Genomic DNA, 15772 nt, shown 5'->3' on the forward strand with positions numbered 1-15772 from the left:
GTGCCCACGACGGGCGGGACGGTGGCCCCCGCTCCGGGCTCTCGCTGCGGCTCCCGCTCCGGGCTCCCGCTCCCACTGCGGCTGCGGCTGCGGCTGCGGCTGCGGCTGCGGCTGCGGCCTATGGTTGCGCACACGTGAGGGGCGGCCGCAGAAATGCGGCCGCCCCTCACCCATCAGAGTCGCGCGTTAAGTTCTCAGCCCGATCCCGGAAACGACTTCCGGAAGTCGGGAGCTGCTATTGGCCCTGTTCGTCGCGGCGGCGCTGCCACCGTTGCTCGATGCGGTTCATCATCGACCGGCGCTGCCGGGGCTGTCGGCGTGCGCCACTGCCCCCGCTCCCTGCGGCTTCCTGCTGTTGTTCGCCGGGTTTGGGCGCTTTGCGCCACCCGGTGACCGCGAGCACGGCGCAGCCGAGCATGACGAGGAACCCCACCACGCTGATCCAGATCTGCTGCGCGACCATTCCGGCCATGAGGAGCGCGATACCCACCAGAAAGCCAGCGACCGCCTGGTAGACCCGTCGCCGGGTGTACGTACGCAGCCCGCTTCCCTCAAGCGCTGTAGCGAACTTGGGATCTTCGGCGTACAGCGCTCGCTCCATCTGCTCGAGCATTCGCTGCTCGTGCTCCGAGAGCGGCACGGAGTCCTCCTCGTCGTCGGCCGCGGGGGCGACCGGTATGCGGCCCTTCCAGGATAGGCAGGGATTCGCCCCCGTGAAACCCGCCCTCTAGCGTTTAGCCACTCCGGACCGCCATGTCGGCTCGGCTGCTGAGGCGTAGATTCCCCGACATCCGATCCGTCATGCCGGATGGTGTCACCCGATCATACGGGGCGCGGGCGCCGTACGGGGGTCCTGGGCAGTACTCCGTCTGCGGCTGCGTTGCTGATCAGCCGCGCTCCGGTGGGTCTGCGGCCGTGCTCCGGCCACGTCCCCGCCACCCTCAGGCGCGCTTCTCGCCCAGAACGTGCAGCTGGGTCGCGACCGAGTGGAAGGCCGGCAGCTCGGCCACCGCCGCCTCCAGCTTGAGCAGAGCGTCCACGGCACCCGGTTCGGTGTCCACCAGGACGCCCGGTACGAGGTCGGCGAAGACCCGCACACCGTGGACGGCCCCGACCTCCAGGCCCGCGCCGGAGACCAGGCCGGAGAGCTGCTCGGCGGTGAACCGGCGCGGCACCGGGTCACCCTCGCCCCAGCGGCCCGCCGGGTCCGTGAGCGCCTGCCGGGCCTCGGTGAAGTGCCCGGCGAGCGCCCTGGCCAGAACGGCCCCGCCGAGCCCCGCGGCGAGCAGGCTGAGCGCACCGGACGGGCGGAGCGCGTCCACCGCGTTGCGTACGCCCTCGGCGGGCTCGTCCACGTACTCCAGGACGCCATGGCAGAGCACCGCGTCGAAGCCGCCGCGCTCCACCACGTCGAACAGCCCGAGGATGTCGCCCTGGACTCCCCGGACCCGGTCGGCGACCCCGGCCTCGGCGGCGCGGCGCTCCAGCGCGAAGAGCGCGTTGGGGCTGGGGTCGACGACCGTGACCCGGTGGCCGAGCCGGGCGGCGGGCACCGCGAAATTCCCGGTGCCGCCGCCGGTGTCCAGGACATCCAGGGCATCCTTGCCGCTCGCCTCGGCCTGGCGGTCAAGAGCGTCCTTGAGCACCTCCCAGACCACGGCAGTACGGAGGGAGGCGCGGGGGCGCAGCTGGTCCGACACGGCAGATGACTCCTCGGCACGGTGCCGCCACTGACGGCGGAGCGTGAACAGTGCAGGTGACTACAGGTGCTCTCCACCCTATTGCCTCGCACCGCCGCCCCGGTCACCCAGCGTCGGGCCGCTCCCTTCTCGGCTGCGGGAGGACCGGCTGGAGCACCAGCAGGCGTTCGACCAGGCGCAGGAACATCGCCGCGTCGCGCAGCAGATCATCGGCGTCACGGCTGCCGGCCGCGCCCGGCATCCCCGCTTCGGCACGCGCCCGGCGGGCGGCTCCGGAGGCGAACAGGGCGCTCCACTCGGTGAGTTCGGGTGCTATTTCCGGGAGGACCTCCCAGGCGCTGCGGATGCGCTCGCGACGGCGCTTGTTCGTTTCGGGCCGGCCCCGGGCCGCGAGGACGGCGGCGGCGGCGCGCAGGGCGGCGAGGTGGGCGGTGGCGTACCGCTCGTTCGGAACGTCGAGAACGGCGGCCTCCTCCAGGCCGGTGCGGGCTTTGGCGAGCAGATCGAGAGCGGCCGGCGGTGCCGTGGTGCGGCGCGGTACGGGGTGGACATCGCTTGGCGGACCGGTCAGTGAGGGTGCAGGGCTGACTGTGCGGCGCCGCGGGGCGGCGGCTGCGGACGAGCTGGCCATGACGAACCTCCTGCTGTCGTCGTGTGACGGCTCCGTGGCCGTATGTATCCATCGTGACGGCCCCCACTGACAATGCCGTCGAAACCACCCCTGACCTGGTCTTTTGCATTCGAGTGCGAGTTCGGGCTAGTTTTTTGCACTGACCAGTCAGTCTAAAAAGATCGTCCGAGCACCAGAGGATCAGGGGAGAATCTGTGGACAGCCCGTACGGCGCGGCCGTCGGCGCCGAGGACTTCGGACTCAGGGGACCGCGTGGCTGGGTGTTCCGGGGGGTGGCGTTCGACGCCGATCCCGGTTCGCTCGTCGCGATCGAGGGACCGTCCGGCTCGGGCCGCACCTGCCTGCTGCTCGCGCTCACCGGCCGGATGCGCCCCACCGAGGGCCACGCGGAGACCGGCGGTCTGCGCCTGCCGGGCAAGGCGGCCGCCGTCCGCAGGATCAGCGCCCTGGGCCCGGTCCCCGGGGTCAGCGAGCTCGACCCCGCCTTCACCGTCGCGGAGCACCTGCGGGAGCGGGCCCTGCTCCAGCGCCGCTACGACGGTTCCCTGCGCGCCCTGCTCCGCCCGCGCGCCGAACGCGCCGCATCGGCGCGGGCCCGGATCGACGAGGCGCTGGACCGCGCCGGACTCGACCCCGCCGCCCTGCCCAAGGCGGGCCGGACCTCCGTACGGGACCTGGAGCGGCTGGAGGCGCTGCGGCTGTCCGTCGCGCTGGCCCTGATCGGCAGGCCCCGGCTGCTCGCCGTCGACGACACCGATCTCAAGCTCTCCGACGCCGGGCGCGCCGAGGCCTGGGAACTGCTGCGTTCGGTCGCGGACGCGGGAACGACAGTGCTCGCCGTGTGCAGCGACGCCCCCGAGGACGCACTCGTCGTGCGTACCGGCACCACGGAAGAGAGGACGGCCGATGCGTTCGCCGAGACTGGCCGCGCTTGAGCTGAAGCGGTTCGGCAGGGGGAAGCTGCCGATGGCCGCGCTGGTGGCGATTCTGCTGCTGCCCCTGCTGTACGGCGCCCTGTACCTGTGTTCGTTCTGGGACCCCTACGGCCGCCTCGACAAGCTGCCCGTGGCCCTGGTCAACGAGGACAAGGGGACGAGCGCCTCGGGCGAACGGGTCTCGGCCGGTGACGAGATCACCGGCAAGCTGCGCGACTCCGAGGTCTTCGAGTGGCACGAGGTGAGTTCCGCCGAGGCCCTCAAGGGCGTCGAGGACGGGACGTACTACCTCTCGCTGACCATGCCGTCCGACTTCAGCGAGCGGATCTCGTCCAGCGGCGGGGACTCCCCCGAGACCGGCGCCCTCCAGGTGCGGACGAACGACGCCAACAACTACATCGTCGGGCAGATCTCCCGCTCGGTGTTCTCCGAGGTGCGCACGGCGGCGTCCACGAACGCCTCAAGGGGCTTCCTGGACCGGATCTTCATCAACTTCTCCGACCTCCACGGTGAGACCGCCAAGGCGGCCAAGGGCGCCGACGACCTCAAGGGCGGCATCTCCCAGGCCAAGAAGGGTTCGAAGGACCTCGCGGACGGCCTCAAGAACTCCAAGGCGGGCAGCAAGCGGCTGTCCGACGGCATCGTCACGCTCGACCAGGGCGCGAGCGATCTCGAAGCGGGTTCCCGGCAGGTCGCCGACGGCACCCAGGCGCTCGCCGACAAGGTCAACGGCATCGCCACCGACGTACGGCCGTTCCTCAAGGACAACGGACGGGCGATCGGTGACACCGCCCGGCTGGTCGCCGACTCCTCGCAGACCGTGCGCGACAACCTCGGCCTGCTCGTGGAGGCCGCCCCCACCGCGGCGAGCGCCGCCCGCACGGCCTCCGACGACCTCGCCGAGGTCTACCGCACCCGGTGCGAGGAGCAGCCGCTCCCCGACGACCCGACGGTCTGTCCCCCGCTGAAGCGGGCCAGGACCGCGGCGGCCGATGTCGCGAAGGTCGCGGACGACGTGAACGCCATGGTCACGCCCCAGAACGGCGACCTGAAGAAGCTGCGCGGACAGCTGGCCACCCTGCAGAAGCAGGCCGACGCGCTCGCCGAGCGCTCCCCGACACTGGACACCGACCTGAAGTCCGCCGTCTCGAAGATCAACGCGCTCAACACCGGTGCCCACAAGGTCGCCAAGGGCGCCGACGACCTCCACACCGGACTCGGTACGGCCAGGACCGGGTCCGCCGACCTGGACACCGGGGTCGGCAAGCTCAAGACGGGCGCGGACAACCTGGACGGCGGGCTGTACCGGCTCGGCGACGGGTCGGCCACGCTCGCCCAGGGGCTGAACGACGGTGTCGGCAAGATCCCCGACTACGACAAGAAGGACCGCGACACACGTACGGGCGTGATGGCCGACCCCGTGCAGCTGGCATCCGAGTCGCTGCACGCGGCCCCGAACTACGGCACGGGCTTCGCCCCCTACTTCATCCCGCTCTCCCTCTGGGTCGGCGCGATGGTGGCGTACATGCTGATCCAGCCGCTCAACCGGCGGGCGCTCGCCGCCGGGGCCTCCGCCTGGCGGATCGCCTTCGCCGGCTGGCTGCCGGTCGCCTCGATCGGCCTGCTCCAGGTCGCCGCGCTGATGTCCGTCCTGCACTGGGGCCTCGGCCTGCAGATGGCCCACGCGGCCGGGACGATCGGCTTCCTGGCCCTGGTCACCTGCTGCTTCGCCGCGATCATCCAGTGGCTGAACGCCCGCTTCGGAGCGGCCGGACGGATCCTGGTCCTGGCGGTGCTGATGCTCCAGCTGACCTCGGCCGGAGGGACGTATCCCGTCGAGACCAGTCCCGGATTCTTCGGTGCCATCAACCCCTATCTGCCGATGAGTTACGTCGTCGACGCGCTGCGCAGACTGATCACGGGCGGCGGCCTCGGCCCGGTGTGGCAGGGCTGCGCCGTGCTGATCGTCTTCACCGCGGGCGCGCTGGTCCTGACCGCGCTCTCCGCACGCCGCAAGCAGGTGTGGACGCCGGCCCGGCTGCATCCGGAGCTGAGCCTGTGAGCGTCCCGGAACCTGTGAGAATCGACCGTATGGAAAGCAGTAGCACCACGCGCCGCCAGGCCACCCGGCAGAAGCTCTACGAGGCGGCGGTGACTCTCATCGCGGAGAAGGGCTTCTCCGCGACCACGGTGGACGAGATCGCGGAGCGTGCCGGGGTCGCCAAGGGCACGGTCTACTACAACTTCAAGAGCAAGACCGAACTCTTCGAGGAACTGCTGCGGCACGGCGTCGGACTGCTCACGGCCTCCCTCCGGGCGGCCGCCGAGGAGACCGAGGAGCGGGGCGGCACCCGCGTCGAGGCGCTGGACGCGATGATCCGGGCCGGGCTGGCCTTCATCGACCGCTATCCGGCCTTCACCCAGCTGTACGTCGCCGAGCTCTGGCGCACCAACCGGGCCTGGCAGGCGACGCTCCTGGTGGTGCGGCAGGAGGCCGTGGCCGTGGTCGAGGACGTGCTGCGGGAGGCCGTGAAGAACGGTGAACTGAGCGAGGAGATCGACATTCCGCTGACGGCGGCCGCGCTCGTCGGAATGGTGCTGGTCGCGGCCCTCGACTGGCAGGCGTTCCAGCCGGAACGGTCGATCGACGAGGTGCACTCGGCGCTGTCCCTGCTGCTGCACGGGCGGGTCAGCGGGCACTGATCCGGAGCGCCGCGGACCGGTCCCGCACGCGAGGACGCCGGCCCGGTGGCGTTCGATCCCCCTCGAACTCCACCGGACCGGCGTCTTCCGTGCTGCCGGAGAACCTTTCCCCCGTGACCCCGTGTCCCCCGTGGTCCCCCGGGCCCTCCGTCGCGCGCCCCCGTGCCGTCAGGGGTGCCGCGCCGTTCCGCCGCCCCGTGTCGGCGGTCCTGGCGCCGCGCCCCTTCCGTGGCCACCACTCTGCCGTCTGCGCAGGTGGGGGCCTATCCGCACACCTACTCATCTCGCTCCCTAGGTACGGGTACTCAGGGCTGCGCACCCGGGCCCACCCCGGCCGGGCCCGCGCTGGTTACGATCGCGTCCGTGTCCGTACTCCCTCTGGTGTTCACAAGTGGCTGGGCGAGCGGGATCAACGCCTACGCGGTGGTCCTGCTGCTCGGCGTCTTCGGCGCGACCGGGGTGAGCGACGAGGTGCCCGCGTCGCTGCAGCGCACCGATGTCCTCGTCGTGGCCGCCGTGCTGTTCCTGTGCGAGGCGGTGGCCGACAGGATCCCGTACGTGGACTCGGTCTGGGACACGGCGCACACCGTGATCCGGCCGCTGTCCGGCGCGGTCGTGGCGGCGCTGCTGGCCGGCGAGAGCGGTTCGCTGCCGGAGCTGGCGGCCGGGGCCCTCGGCGGTTCCACGGCGCTGCTGAGCCATCTGGTGAAGGCCGGCACCAGAATGGCGGTCAACACCTCCCCCGAGCCGTTCAGCAATATCGGGGTGAGCACGGCCGAGGACCTGGGAGTCGCGGGGATCATCACCTTCGCGATATTCCATCCGCTGGCGGCCGCCGTCATCGCCGCGACGCTGCTGGTGCTCGGGCTGGTGACACTGGTCTTCCTGGCCTCGCGCATCCGCCGGTTCCTGCGGCGCAGGGCCCAGCGGCGCGAGGAGGGACACCTGGCCGGAACGGGCGGGCACCGGCCTCCCGGGTGAGGTGCCGTCGGCGGTCGATAAAGTCACCCGCATGGCACGAATTGCGGTGATCGGCGCCGGGACGGGCGCGATGGCGGCCGCCGCCCGGCTCGCCGTGGCAGGCAACCGGGTGACGGTGTACGAGCGGTCGGCGACGTACGGCGGATCGGTGGGCCGGTACGCCCACGACGGCTTCGTCTTCGATACGGGACCGGGGCTGCTGCATCTTCCCGCGGTCCAGCGGGACCTGTTCGTGAAGACCGGCAAGGAGTCCCTGGAGCAGAGCGTCACGCTGTGCCAGGTCGACCCGGCGAGCCGCCATCTCTTCGCGGACGGCACCGCGGTCTCCCTGCCCAACGCCTCCCGGTCCCAGGTGGCCGCCGCGCTGGACGGAGCGCTCGGGGCGGGCTCGGGCGCCCGGTGGAGCGGTTTCCTGGACCGGGCGCGGGACGCCTGGGACCGGTCGCGGCGGCCGTTGCTGGAGGAGCCGCTGACCACCGGCCGGCAGGCGCTCGGCAGCGATCCCTACCCCGCGGTCCGGCAGCGCCGGCTGCTGCGCGGCGCCCGGCAGGCGGGAACGGTCTCGGAGATCGGCGCCTGGGAGCTGGCGGACCCCCGGCTGGCCGCCCTGCTCGACGGGTACGCCCTGGCGTACGGCCTCGATCCGCGCCGCGCCCCGGCCGCCGCCGCGCTCCTGCCGTACATGGAGGAGACCTTCGGCAGCTGGTACGTCGCCGGAGGGATGCGGGAGCTCGCCCGTGCGGTGTACGAGCGGTGCCTGGCCCGCCGGGTGGAGTTCGTCTTCGGCGCCGAGGTGGTCCGGATCGTCGAGAAGGACGGCCGGGCCGCGGGTGTGGAACTGGCGGGCGGTCAGGCGGTGGAGGCCGACCGGGTGGTGCTCGGCGTCCAGCCGCGCCCCGGCCTGGTGCCGGGTCAGGAGCCGTGGACGGACGGGGACATGGCGCTGCGGCCGCGCCCGGGTACGGGTGACGCGCCCGGCCGGTTCGTGGTGCTGCTGTCCCTGCGCGGCGCCCGGGAGGCCGGTGCCGTGCACCGTACGGTGGTGCATCCGGCGGACGGGGCCGCGGAGTCGGCCGCGGTGTTCGGGGGCGGGGTCGCCGAGATCCCCACGGTGACGGTGCTGCGGCCCGACGATCCCTCGACCCGCCCGGACGAGGCCCATGAGGCGGTGACGCTGACCGCCACGGTGGCCCCGCAGGGGCCGGTCGACTGGACGGACGCGGAGCTGCGCGATCGGTACGCCGGCACGCTGGTCTCGCTGGCCGCCGCGGCCGTTCCCGGGCTGCGGGAGCGGATCCTGCACACCGAGGTGCGGACCCCGGCCGAGACCGCCGCCGAGACGGGCGCCGAGGGCGGTGCGGTGCCCGCGCCCGCGCTGGCCGGGGCGGGCGGCGCGTATCTGCATCCGGCGAACCTCACCCGGCTGCCGGGCCTGTATCTGGCGGGCGGCTGGTCACACCCGGGCGGCGGCCTCGCGCACGCCGGGATGTCGGGAACGCTGGTCGCCGGACTCATCGTGGAGGGCGACGACTTCCGCGGCTCGCGCTGAGCGCGGGGACGGGTGGGGTCCGGGGACAGCCCTTCGCGGGCTGTCCCCCTGCTCAGCGGCGTTACGAGCGCTCAGCCGCGGTACGGGCGCTCAGTAGCGGTGCTGCTCGTTCTGGCCGGTGTCGTAGCCGTTGCCGTACGGGGCGGGCTGCACCGGCTGCTCCTGGGGCATCGGCGGGTACTGCTCGGTGTCACGCTGCTGCGGGACCCAGACGCCCCCGGGCGGGGTGTCCGCGCCGTACTGCTGGGCGTACGGGTCGGCGAACTGCTGCTGGCCCCCGTAGCCGTCGAAGCCGTTGCCGTAGCTGTCGTACGGGGCGTAGGGCGCCGGTCCGTCGGTGGTGCCGGTGCCGGTGCCGATGTACGGGTCGGAGTAGGCCGCGTAGCTCTGCCGGCCCGTGCCGTAGTCGTACTGCCCCGCGTAGGTGTCCTGGGCCGGGCTGCCGTAGTCGCCGTACTGCGGCTGCGCTCCGGTCCCGGGCTGCTCCGGGCGGCCGGAGCCGAAAGCGGGGTCGCCGCCGAAAGCGGGGGCGCCGCCGAATCCGGGGTCGCCGCCGGGGCCGTTGGCTCCGGCGGACTGCGTGTCGCGGGTGTAGACGCCGTACTGCCCGGTGTCGTCGGGCATCGGCTGCGGCTCGTAGACCGATGCGACCGGTGCCGCGGCGGTCTCCTGGAGCGACTGCTCGAACTCCAGGTCCGAGACCTCCAGGGTGGGCTCCTTGGTGGCCGCCCGCCCGCTGCCGCCCCGTCGGCGCCGGCTCTCACCCGGGCTGCCCCCGATGGCCCAGCCGGTCGAGAAGCCCCGCCGGAAGGAGAGCGTCACATAGGTCTGGCCGGTGGCGAAGGCGATCGCCCCGACGACGATGACCAGCACGGAGGGAATCAGCACGCCGATCACCACGCCGAGGAACCCGCCGAAGGCGAGGAGCCTCCAGCGCAGCCGTGCCTTGTACTGCAGCAGCACCTCGCCCAGCAGCCACAACGCCACAAAGCCGAATGCGATGTAGAGGACCGTCCAGCCCACGCCCGCCCCCTCCTACGGCCACCGCCCCGGTTGGTGGCGGGTACGGCCGGTCACGACTGCTTGTGCAGTCCGAGATTCTCGTAGATTTCGAGCGTTGCCGTCGAGTTGTTGAGCGTGATGAAGTGAAGTCCGGGCACACCTTCGGACTGCAGCTTCGCGCAGAACTCCGTTGCGAACTCGATGCCAATGGAGCGTACAGCGGCCGGCTCGTCCTTGACGGCGAGGATGCGCTCTTTCAACGACGCGGGGAGGGTCGCGTTGCTGAGCTGCGCAAACCTTTCGAGCTGTTTCACGCTGGTGAGCGGCATGACCTCGGGAATGACGGGGGTTCCGCAACCCGCCGCAACCACGCGGTCACGCATACGGAGATAGTCATCCGGATTGAAGAACATCTGAGTGATCGCATAATCGGCACCGGCGCGGCACTTGTCCACGAAATACCCGATGTCGGTCTCCCAGTCGGTCGACCGCGGGTGCATTTCGGGAAATGCGGCGACGCCCACACAGAAGTCGCCGGACTCCTTGATGAGCCGGACGAGGTCGGCGGCGTACCGCACGCCCTGCGGGTGCTCGATCCACTCGCCCATCGGGTCGCCGGGCGGGTCGCCCCGCACCGCGAGGATGTTCCGGATCCCCGCGTCGGCGTACTGCCCGATCATGTTGCGCAGTTCCGCGACGGAGTGGTTGACCGCGGTGAGGTGGGCGACCGGGGTGAGCGTGGAGTCGGCGGCGATCTGCTGGGTCGCCTTGACCGTCCCGGCACGCGTGGAGCCTCCGGCGCCGTACGTCACCGACACGAAGCTCGGGCGCACCGCCTCGACCCGCCGCAGCGCATTCCAGAGGTTCCGCTCGCCCTTCTCGGTCTTGGGCGCCCAGAATTCGAAGGAATACGAGGTTTTGCCGGTCGCGAGCAGGTCCCGCACGGTGCGCGCACGGTCTGTCCTGGTGGAAGGTGTGCCAAGGGCCATACTGGGAGGTTAACCAGGGCGGGGCGGTCCCCCAACCAGGCCCTCACTTTTTGTCTGGATTGGCCTGATTGTTGTCCACCCTTCGGACACCGCCGCCCAGGGGCACCCGGACGGCGCGAAGCCGCCCGGAAGCGCCCCCATGACCACCCTCGGCCCTCAGACCGCGTGCGCCCTGACGCGCCGCGCGAGCGCGGCGGCGGCCCCGGCGGGATCGTCCGCCTCGGTGATCGCCCGGACGACGACGACCCGGCGGGCGCCCGCCTCCAGCACCTCGTCCAGATTGCCCGCGTCGATGCCGCCGATGGCGAACCAGGGACGCGGCTGCCGGAGCGAGGCGGCGTAGCGGACGAGGCCGAGCCCGGGGGCGTACCGGCCGGGCTTGGTCGGGGTGGGCCAGCAGGGGCCGGTGCAGAAGTAGTCCACGCCCGGCGCGGCGACGGCCGCGTCGACCTCGGATTCGGCGTGCGTGGAGCGGCCGATCACCACGTCCCGGCCGATGATCGCGCGGGCGGCCGGCACCGGCAGGTCACCCTGGCCCAGGTGCAGCACATCCGCGCCGATGGCGTGGGCGACATCGGCGCGGTCGTTCACGGCGAGGAGTCTGCCGTGGCGCCGGCAGGCGTCGGCGAACACTTCGAGGTGTTCCAGCTCCTCGGCCGCCTCCATGCCCTTTTCCCGCAGTTGGACGATGTCGACGCCGCCGGAGAGCACGGCGTCGAGGAACGCGGGAAGGTCACCCTGTCGCCTGCGGGCGTCCGTGCAGAGGTACAGCCGGGCGTCGGACAGCAGCTCGCGAGGCGTGGGCATGGCGGAATCCCCCGGGGTTACCGCGGTGTACGGGCCGTGCGGCACGGCCCGTACGCCGCGTGCGGTTGTCTCGGTCAGACGGCGAGCGCCTGGGCGCGGCGCTTCACCTCCGTCCCGCGATTCTCGCTCAGGGCCTGCGCGGGGGTGCCGGGCAGGGTCGGGTCGGGAGTGAAGAGCCAGTCCAGCATCTCTTCGTCGGAGTAGCCGTCGTCCCTCAGGAGCGTCAGGGTCCCCGAGAGGCCCTTGACCACCTTGTCGCCGTCGATGAAGGCGGCAGGCACCTGGAGCGTCCGGTTCTCACCACGGCGTACGGCGATGAGCTGGCCTTCCTTGACCAGCTGCCGCACCCGCGTCACCTCGATATCGAGCATTTCCGCGATGTCGGGAAGGTGGAGCCAGGCAGGGACTAGAGCATCGATCTTTGCGTCAATCTCGGTCACGAGGACAAGCGTGCCATCTGGGACCGACAGTCGGAAGCCGGGCCGACCGTACGGGGGTGGGCCCGTGCCGTCACAGGGCCGTCGACTTCAGCGGTACGGAGGGGTCCGCGGCCCGTGCCGGGTCGATGGGCGCCCCCGACTCGATGAGCTTGCGCCCCTGCGCCAGATCGCGCGGCCGGCCGACGGCCAGGACGGCGGTCAGCGCGCCGCCGCGCAGCCAGCACACCGACCAGGCGGGGTCGGCGGGGTCGCCGCGCCACAGCAGGGTGTCGGCCCGCGCGTGGTGGCCCGCGTACTGCACGAAGCGGCCGAACTGCTCGGACCAGAAGTACGGCACGGGGTCGTACGCCCCGGGCCGCCCGTCCCCGTCGAGGGCGGCGATGTCCGCGGCGACGGTCCGGGGGCCCTGGAGGGCGTTGTCCCAGTGGTGGACCAGCAGGCGTTCGCCGTAGCGGGCGGAGGGGAAGGAGGCGCAGTCACCGACCGCGTACACATCGGGCAGCGAGGTGCGCAGCGCGCTGTCGGCGGTGACGGAGCCGTCCGGGCCGAGCGCGATGCCGGAGCCGGTCAGCCAGCCGGTGGCGGGCCGGGCGCCGATCCCGACGACCACCGCACCGGCCGGGAGCACCCGGCCGTCCGCGAGGACCACGGTGCCCTCCTCGACGCGGGCGACCCGGGCGCCGGTCAGGAGTTCGGCTCCGCTCTCGGCGTACCAGTCGGCCATCGGAGCGGCGACCTCCGCGGGCAGGGCACCGGCGAGCGGGCGTTCGGCGGCCTCGACGACGGTGACCGCGCAGCCCGCGGCGCGGGCCGCGGTGGCGAACTCGGCGCCGATCCAGCCCGCCCCCACGACCACCACGTCGCGCCGCCGTTCCAGAACGGGGCGCAGCCGGGCGGCGTCGTCGAGGGTGCGCAGCAGATGGACCCCGGGCACCCCCTCGGATCCGGGCAGCAGTACGGGTTCGGCGCCGGTGGCGATGACCAGGACGTCGTACGGAACGGGACCGTCCGGTGTGTCCAGTTCATGTGCGCCGGAGCGCAGGGCGCTCACGTCCACGCCCAGGCGCAGGGTGATGTCCAGCGCCTCGAAGTCGATGTCGAACGCGGAGTCCTCCGCCTTGCCGAGCAGGACCGCCTTGGACAGCGGTGGCCGGTCGTAGGGCTGGTGCGGTTCGGCGCCGATCAGGGTCACCGGTCCGGTGAAGCCCCGTTCACGCAGGGCCACGGCGGTCTGTACGCCCGCCATGCCCGCTCCGACGATCACGACGCGGCGCGTCCGCTGCCGTGCTGCCTGCTGTTCCGTCTGCTCGCTCACCTGTCCACCATAAACACCTGACGCACCGTCAGGAAGCGGGTTCCCCCACCGCGCTCGTCCCGCCGCCCTCCCGGTACCCCTTCCCCCGTGCCCCGCTTCGCCCGGCCGGAGGGAGCGCCTCCCCGGGCGACGGGGTTTAGGGTGGCAGACGGAAAACACTCGCGGGAGTCCGGGCGTACCGGGCTGAGAGGGAGGCTGGACGGCCTCCGACCGTACGAACCTGATCCGGGTCATGCCGGCGAAGGGAGGGGCTGGACGCCCATGCGTTCTTCTCATGACGGAAGCGGATCCGACGTCCTCGTCATCGGGGGCGGAATCATCGGTCTGGTGACCGCCTGGCGGGCGGCGCAGCGCGGGCTGCGGACCACGGTCGCCGACCCCGGCCCCGGTGGCGGGGCCGCGCGGGTCGCGGCCGGAATGCTGGCCGCCGTCACCGAACTCCACTACGGCGAGCAGTTGCTGCTCGGTCTCAATGTCGCCTCCGCGGCCCGCTATCCGGCGTTCGCCGAGGAGCTGACCGCGGCGAGCGGACAGGACATCGGTTTTCGCGCCTGCGGCACGCTCGCCGTCGCGCTGGACTCCGACGACCGCGCCCATCTGCGCGAACTGCACGCCCTGCAACAGCGTTCGGGGCTGGAGTCCGAGTGGCTCAGCGGCCGGGAGTGCCGTCGGCTGGAGCCGATGCTGGCGCCCGGGGTGCGCGGCGGACTGCGGGTCGACGGCGACCATCAGGTGGACCCCCGTCGGCTGGCCGCCGCGCTCCTGACCGCCTGCGAGCGGGCCGGGGTGGTCCTTCGCCGGGACCGGGCCGAGCGGCTCACGGTCTCGGGCGGCCGGGCCGCCGGTGCCGTGCTCGCCGACGGCACGGAGCTCGCCGCCGACCAGGTGGTGCTCGCCGCGGGCAGTCTCAGCGGGCGGCTCGCCGGGCTGCCGGACGAGGTCGTACCGCCGGTACGCCCGGTCAAGGGCCAGGTGCTGCGGCTGACCGTGCCGCCCGCGTACGCCCCCTTCCTGAGCCGGACCGTGCGCGCCGTGGTCCGCGGCAGCCACCTCTATCTCGTCCCGCGCGAGAACGGTGAGCTGGTCGTCGGAGCCACCAGCGAGGAGCTGGGCTGGGACACCACCGTCACGGCCGGCGGGGTGTACGAGCTGCTGCGCGACGCGCACGAGCTGGTGCCCGGCATCACCGAACTGCCCCTCACCGAGACCCGGGCGGGCCTGCGCCCCGCCTCCCCCGACAACGCCCCGCTGCTCGGCCCCACCGCCCTGCCCGGTCTCCTCCTCGCCACCGGCCACCACCGCAACGGGGTGCTGCTGACCCCCGTCACGGGTGACGCGATGGCGGAGGTGCTGATCTCCGGCGAGCTGCCCGAGGTGGCCCGCCCCTTCGCGCCGGGCCGTTTCGCGCCCGCCGCCGCCCCCGTACCCGCCGCCGCCCCCGTGCCCCAGGAGCAGCCCGCATGACCCGGCCCGACCCGGCCCGCGCCTCCGCGCCCGCCCCCGTACCCACCCCCGCCGCCGTGCCCTTCACGGCCCCGTCCCCCGTTCCGGCCCCTGCTGCCCGTCCGGTCCCCGGCGCGGCGTCCGTCTCGGTCTCCGTGAACGGCGAGGAACGCGCCCTGCCCGCGGGCACCGCGCTGGACGCCCTCGTCGCGACGCTGACCTCAGCGCACTCCGGAGTGGCCGCCGCCGTCAACGAGAGCGTCGTCCCCCGCGGCCGGTGGTCCGCCACCACGCTCGGCGACGGCGACCGGGTCGAGGTCCTGACCGCCGTGCAGGGGGGCTGACCGTGTCCGACGATCTCTTCACCCTCGGTGGCACTCCCTTCACCTCCCGGCTGATCATGGGCACCGGCGGGGCCCCGAGCCTCGACGTGCTCGAACGCTCCCTGGCCGCCTCCGGCACCGAGCTGACCACCGTCGCGATGCGCCGTCTCGACCCGACCGTCCAGGGCTCGGTGCTCTCCGTCCTGGAGCGGCTCGCGATCAGGGTCCTGCCGAACACAGCGGGCTGCTTCACCGCGGGCGAGGCCGTACTGACCGCCCGGCTGGCCCGGGAGGCGCTCGGCACCGACTGGGTCAAGCTGGAGGTGGTGGCCGACGAACGGACGCTGCTGCCCGACCCGATCGAGCTGCTGGACGCGGCCGAGACCCTGGTCGACGACGGGTTCACGGTCCTGCCGTACACCAACGACGACCCCGTGCTGGCCCGGAAGCTGGAGGACGTGGGGTGCGCGGCGGTCATGCCGCTCGGCTCCCCCATCGGCTCCGGCCTCGGTATCCGCAATCCGCACAACTTCCAGCTGATCGTCGAACGGGCCGGGGTGCCGGTGATCCTGGACGCCGGGGCCGGGACCGCCTCGGACGCCGCACAGGCGATGGAGCTGGGGTGCGCGGCGGTGATGCTGGCCTCCGCCGTGACCCGGGCGCAGGAGCCCGAGCTGATGGCGGCGGCGATGCGGCACGCGGTGGACGGCGGACGGCTGGCCCACCGGGCGGGCCGTATCCCGCGCCGCCACTTCGCCGAGGCCTCGTCGCCCGTGGCGGGGCGGGCGGTGCTGGACCCGGAGCGCCCGGCGTTCTGACGCCTCGTGGCGCGTGGTCCGGGCGCGCGCCCAGCCCCTTCACCGTGTGCGTGTCCCTGTCACGGATCGGCTGCAGTACGGCCCCGGGACCGCCCCGGCCCGTCCGGCCCGTCCGTGGTGACTCGTAGACTCATCA

At 72.7% G+C, this 15772-nt stretch carries 16 protein-coding genes and 1 riboswitch; of the genes, 8 read left to right on the forward strand and 8 right to left on the reverse strand.

Features of this window, described 5'->3' with window-relative positions:
- Positions 1-235: 235 nt before the first annotated feature.
- The 3 genes from OHA98_RS29440 to OHA98_RS29450 all read right to left on the reverse strand — a co-directional run bounded on the left by OHA98_RS29440 (position 236) and on the right by OHA98_RS29450 (position 2331).
- Positions 236-640, reverse strand: coding sequence for a DUF3040 domain-containing protein (locus OHA98_RS29440; protein WP_266929903.1), 405 nt, complete (start codon positions 638-640; stop codon positions 236-238).
- Positions 641-941: 301 nt separating this feature from the next.
- A complete protein-coding gene (locus OHA98_RS29445) occupies positions 942-1700 on the reverse strand; it encodes a methyltransferase (RefSeq protein ID WP_266929905.1) in 759 nt (252 codons plus the stop codon).
- 103 nt (positions 1701-1803) lie between these two features.
- A complete protein-coding gene (locus OHA98_RS29450; RefSeq protein WP_266929907.1) occupies positions 1804-2331 on the reverse strand; it encodes an SAV_6107 family HEPN domain-containing protein in 528 nt (175 codons plus the stop codon).
- A 194-nt stretch (positions 2332-2525) separates the two neighbouring features.
- On the opposite strand from OHA98_RS29450, the gene OHA98_RS29455 reads away from it, so the two are divergent.
- The 5 genes from OHA98_RS29455 (at position 2526) to OHA98_RS29475 (ending at position 8499) form a co-directional block, all read left to right on the forward strand.
- Positions 2526-3266 carry an ATP-binding cassette domain-containing protein gene (locus tag OHA98_RS29455; RefSeq protein ID WP_266929909.1) on the forward strand — a complete coding sequence of 247 codons (741 nt, stop codon included), beginning with the start codon at positions 2526-2528 and terminating at the stop codon, positions 3264-3266.
- On the forward strand, positions 3238-5328 hold the full coding sequence (locus OHA98_RS29460; RefSeq protein WP_266929910.1) for a YhgE/Pip domain-containing protein: 2091 nt from the start codon (positions 3238-3240) through the stop codon (positions 5326-5328). The genes OHA98_RS29455 and OHA98_RS29460 overlap by 29 nt, the downstream gene beginning before the upstream one ends.
- Positions 5329-5357: 29 nt before the next feature.
- Positions 5358-5969, forward strand: a complete 612-nt coding sequence (locus OHA98_RS29465; RefSeq protein WP_266929912.1) for a TetR/AcrR family transcriptional regulator — start codon at positions 5358-5360, stop codon at positions 5967-5969.
- Positions 5970-6332: 363 nt separating this feature from the next.
- Positions 6333-6950 (forward strand): DUF4126 domain-containing protein, encoded by a 618-nt coding sequence (locus OHA98_RS29470; RefSeq protein ID WP_266929914.1) that lies wholly within the window; start codon positions 6333-6335, stop codon positions 6948-6950.
- A 31-nt stretch (positions 6951-6981) separates the two neighbouring features.
- A complete protein-coding gene (locus OHA98_RS29475; protein WP_266929916.1) occupies positions 6982-8499 on the forward strand; it encodes an NAD(P)/FAD-dependent oxidoreductase in 1518 nt (505 codons plus the stop codon).
- A 90-nt stretch (positions 8500-8589) separates the two neighbouring features.
- Here OHA98_RS29475 and OHA98_RS29480 read toward each other — a convergent pair whose 3' ends face one another.
- The 5 genes from OHA98_RS29480 to OHA98_RS29500 form a co-directional block, all read right to left on the reverse strand.
- Positions 8590-9522: a hypothetical protein gene (locus OHA98_RS29480; protein WP_266929918.1), complete on the reverse strand. Its 933-nt coding sequence runs from the start codon at positions 9520-9522 to the stop codon at positions 8590-8592.
- A 50-nt stretch (positions 9523-9572) separates the two neighbouring features.
- The gene (metF, locus tag OHA98_RS29485; RefSeq protein ID WP_266929920.1) at positions 9573-10490 is read right to left on the reverse strand and encodes a methylenetetrahydrofolate reductase [NAD(P)H]; all 918 of its coding nucleotides are present in this window, start codon (positions 10488-10490) and stop codon (positions 9573-9575) included.
- A 156-nt stretch (positions 10491-10646) separates the two neighbouring features.
- Positions 10647-11297 (reverse strand): thiamine phosphate synthase, encoded by a 651-nt coding sequence (gene thiE, locus OHA98_RS29490; RefSeq protein WP_266929922.1) that lies wholly within the window; start codon positions 11295-11297, stop codon positions 10647-10649.
- 74 nt (positions 11298-11371) lie between these two features.
- Positions 11372-11737, reverse strand: a complete 366-nt coding sequence (locus OHA98_RS29495) for an Rv2175c family DNA-binding protein (RefSeq protein ID WP_266929924.1) — start codon at positions 11735-11737, stop codon at positions 11372-11374.
- A gap of 70 nt (positions 11738-11807) precedes the next feature.
- A complete protein-coding gene (locus OHA98_RS29500) occupies positions 11808-13052 on the reverse strand; it encodes an NAD(P)/FAD-dependent oxidoreductase (protein ID WP_266929926.1) in 1245 nt (414 codons plus the stop codon).
- Positions 13053-13203: 151 nt separating this feature from the next.
- Positions 13204-13316, forward strand: a riboswitch (TPP riboswitch).
- On the opposite strand from OHA98_RS29500, the gene thiO reads away from it, so the two are divergent.
- From thiO to OHA98_RS29515, 3 genes are all read left to right on the forward strand, one after another.
- Positions 13314-14516 carry a glycine oxidase ThiO gene (gene thiO / locus OHA98_RS29505; RefSeq protein WP_266929927.1) on the forward strand — a complete coding sequence of 401 codons (1203 nt, stop codon included), beginning with the start codon at positions 13314-13316 and terminating at the stop codon, positions 14514-14516. (Overlaps the previous riboswitch by 3 nt.)
- 134 nt (positions 14517-14650) lie before the next feature.
- Positions 14651-14839: a sulfur carrier protein ThiS gene (thiS, locus tag OHA98_RS42775; protein WP_323179673.1), complete on the forward strand. Its 189-nt coding sequence runs from the start codon at positions 14651-14653 to the stop codon at positions 14837-14839.
- A 2-nt stretch (positions 14840-14841) separates the two neighbouring features.
- A complete protein-coding gene (locus tag OHA98_RS29515; RefSeq protein ID WP_266929931.1) occupies positions 14842-15636 on the forward strand; it encodes a thiazole synthase in 795 nt (264 codons plus the stop codon).
- The last annotated feature ends 136 nt before the right edge of the window (positions 15637-15772 follow it).

The sequence above is a fragment of the Streptomyces sp. NBC_00654 genome (assembly GCF_026341775.1).
Taxonomy (GTDB): Bacteria; Actinomycetota; Actinomycetes; order Streptomycetales; family Streptomycetaceae; genus Streptomyces.

Excerpts from the sequence above, each read along its gene's own strand:
- OHA98_RS29450 (WP_266929907.1), bottom strand. The coding sequence starts at position 2,331 with ATGGCCAGCTCGTCCGCAGCCGCCGCCCCGCGGCGCCGCACAGTCAGC.
- OHA98_RS29460 (WP_266929910.1), top strand. The coding sequence starts at position 3,238 with ATGCGTTCGCCGAGACTGGCCGCGCTTGAGCTGAAGCGGTTCGGCAGG.
- OHA98_RS29465 (WP_266929912.1), top strand. The coding sequence starts at position 5,358 with ATGGAAAGCAGTAGCACCACGCGCCGCCAGGCCACCCGGCAGAAGCTC.
- OHA98_RS29475 (WP_266929916.1), top strand. The coding sequence starts at position 6,982 with ATGGCACGAATTGCGGTGATCGGCGCCGGGACGGGCGCGATGGCGGCC.
- metF (WP_266929920.1), bottom strand. The coding sequence starts at position 10,490 with ATGGCCCTTGGCACACCTTCCACCAGGACAGACCGTGCGCGCACCGTG.
- thiE (WP_266929922.1), bottom strand. The coding sequence starts at position 11,297 with ATGCCCACGCCTCGCGAGCTGCTGTCCGACGCCCGGCTGTACCTCTGC.
- thiO (WP_266929927.1), top strand. The coding sequence starts at position 13,314 with ATGCGTTCTTCTCATGACGGAAGCGGATCCGACGTCCTCGTCATCGGG.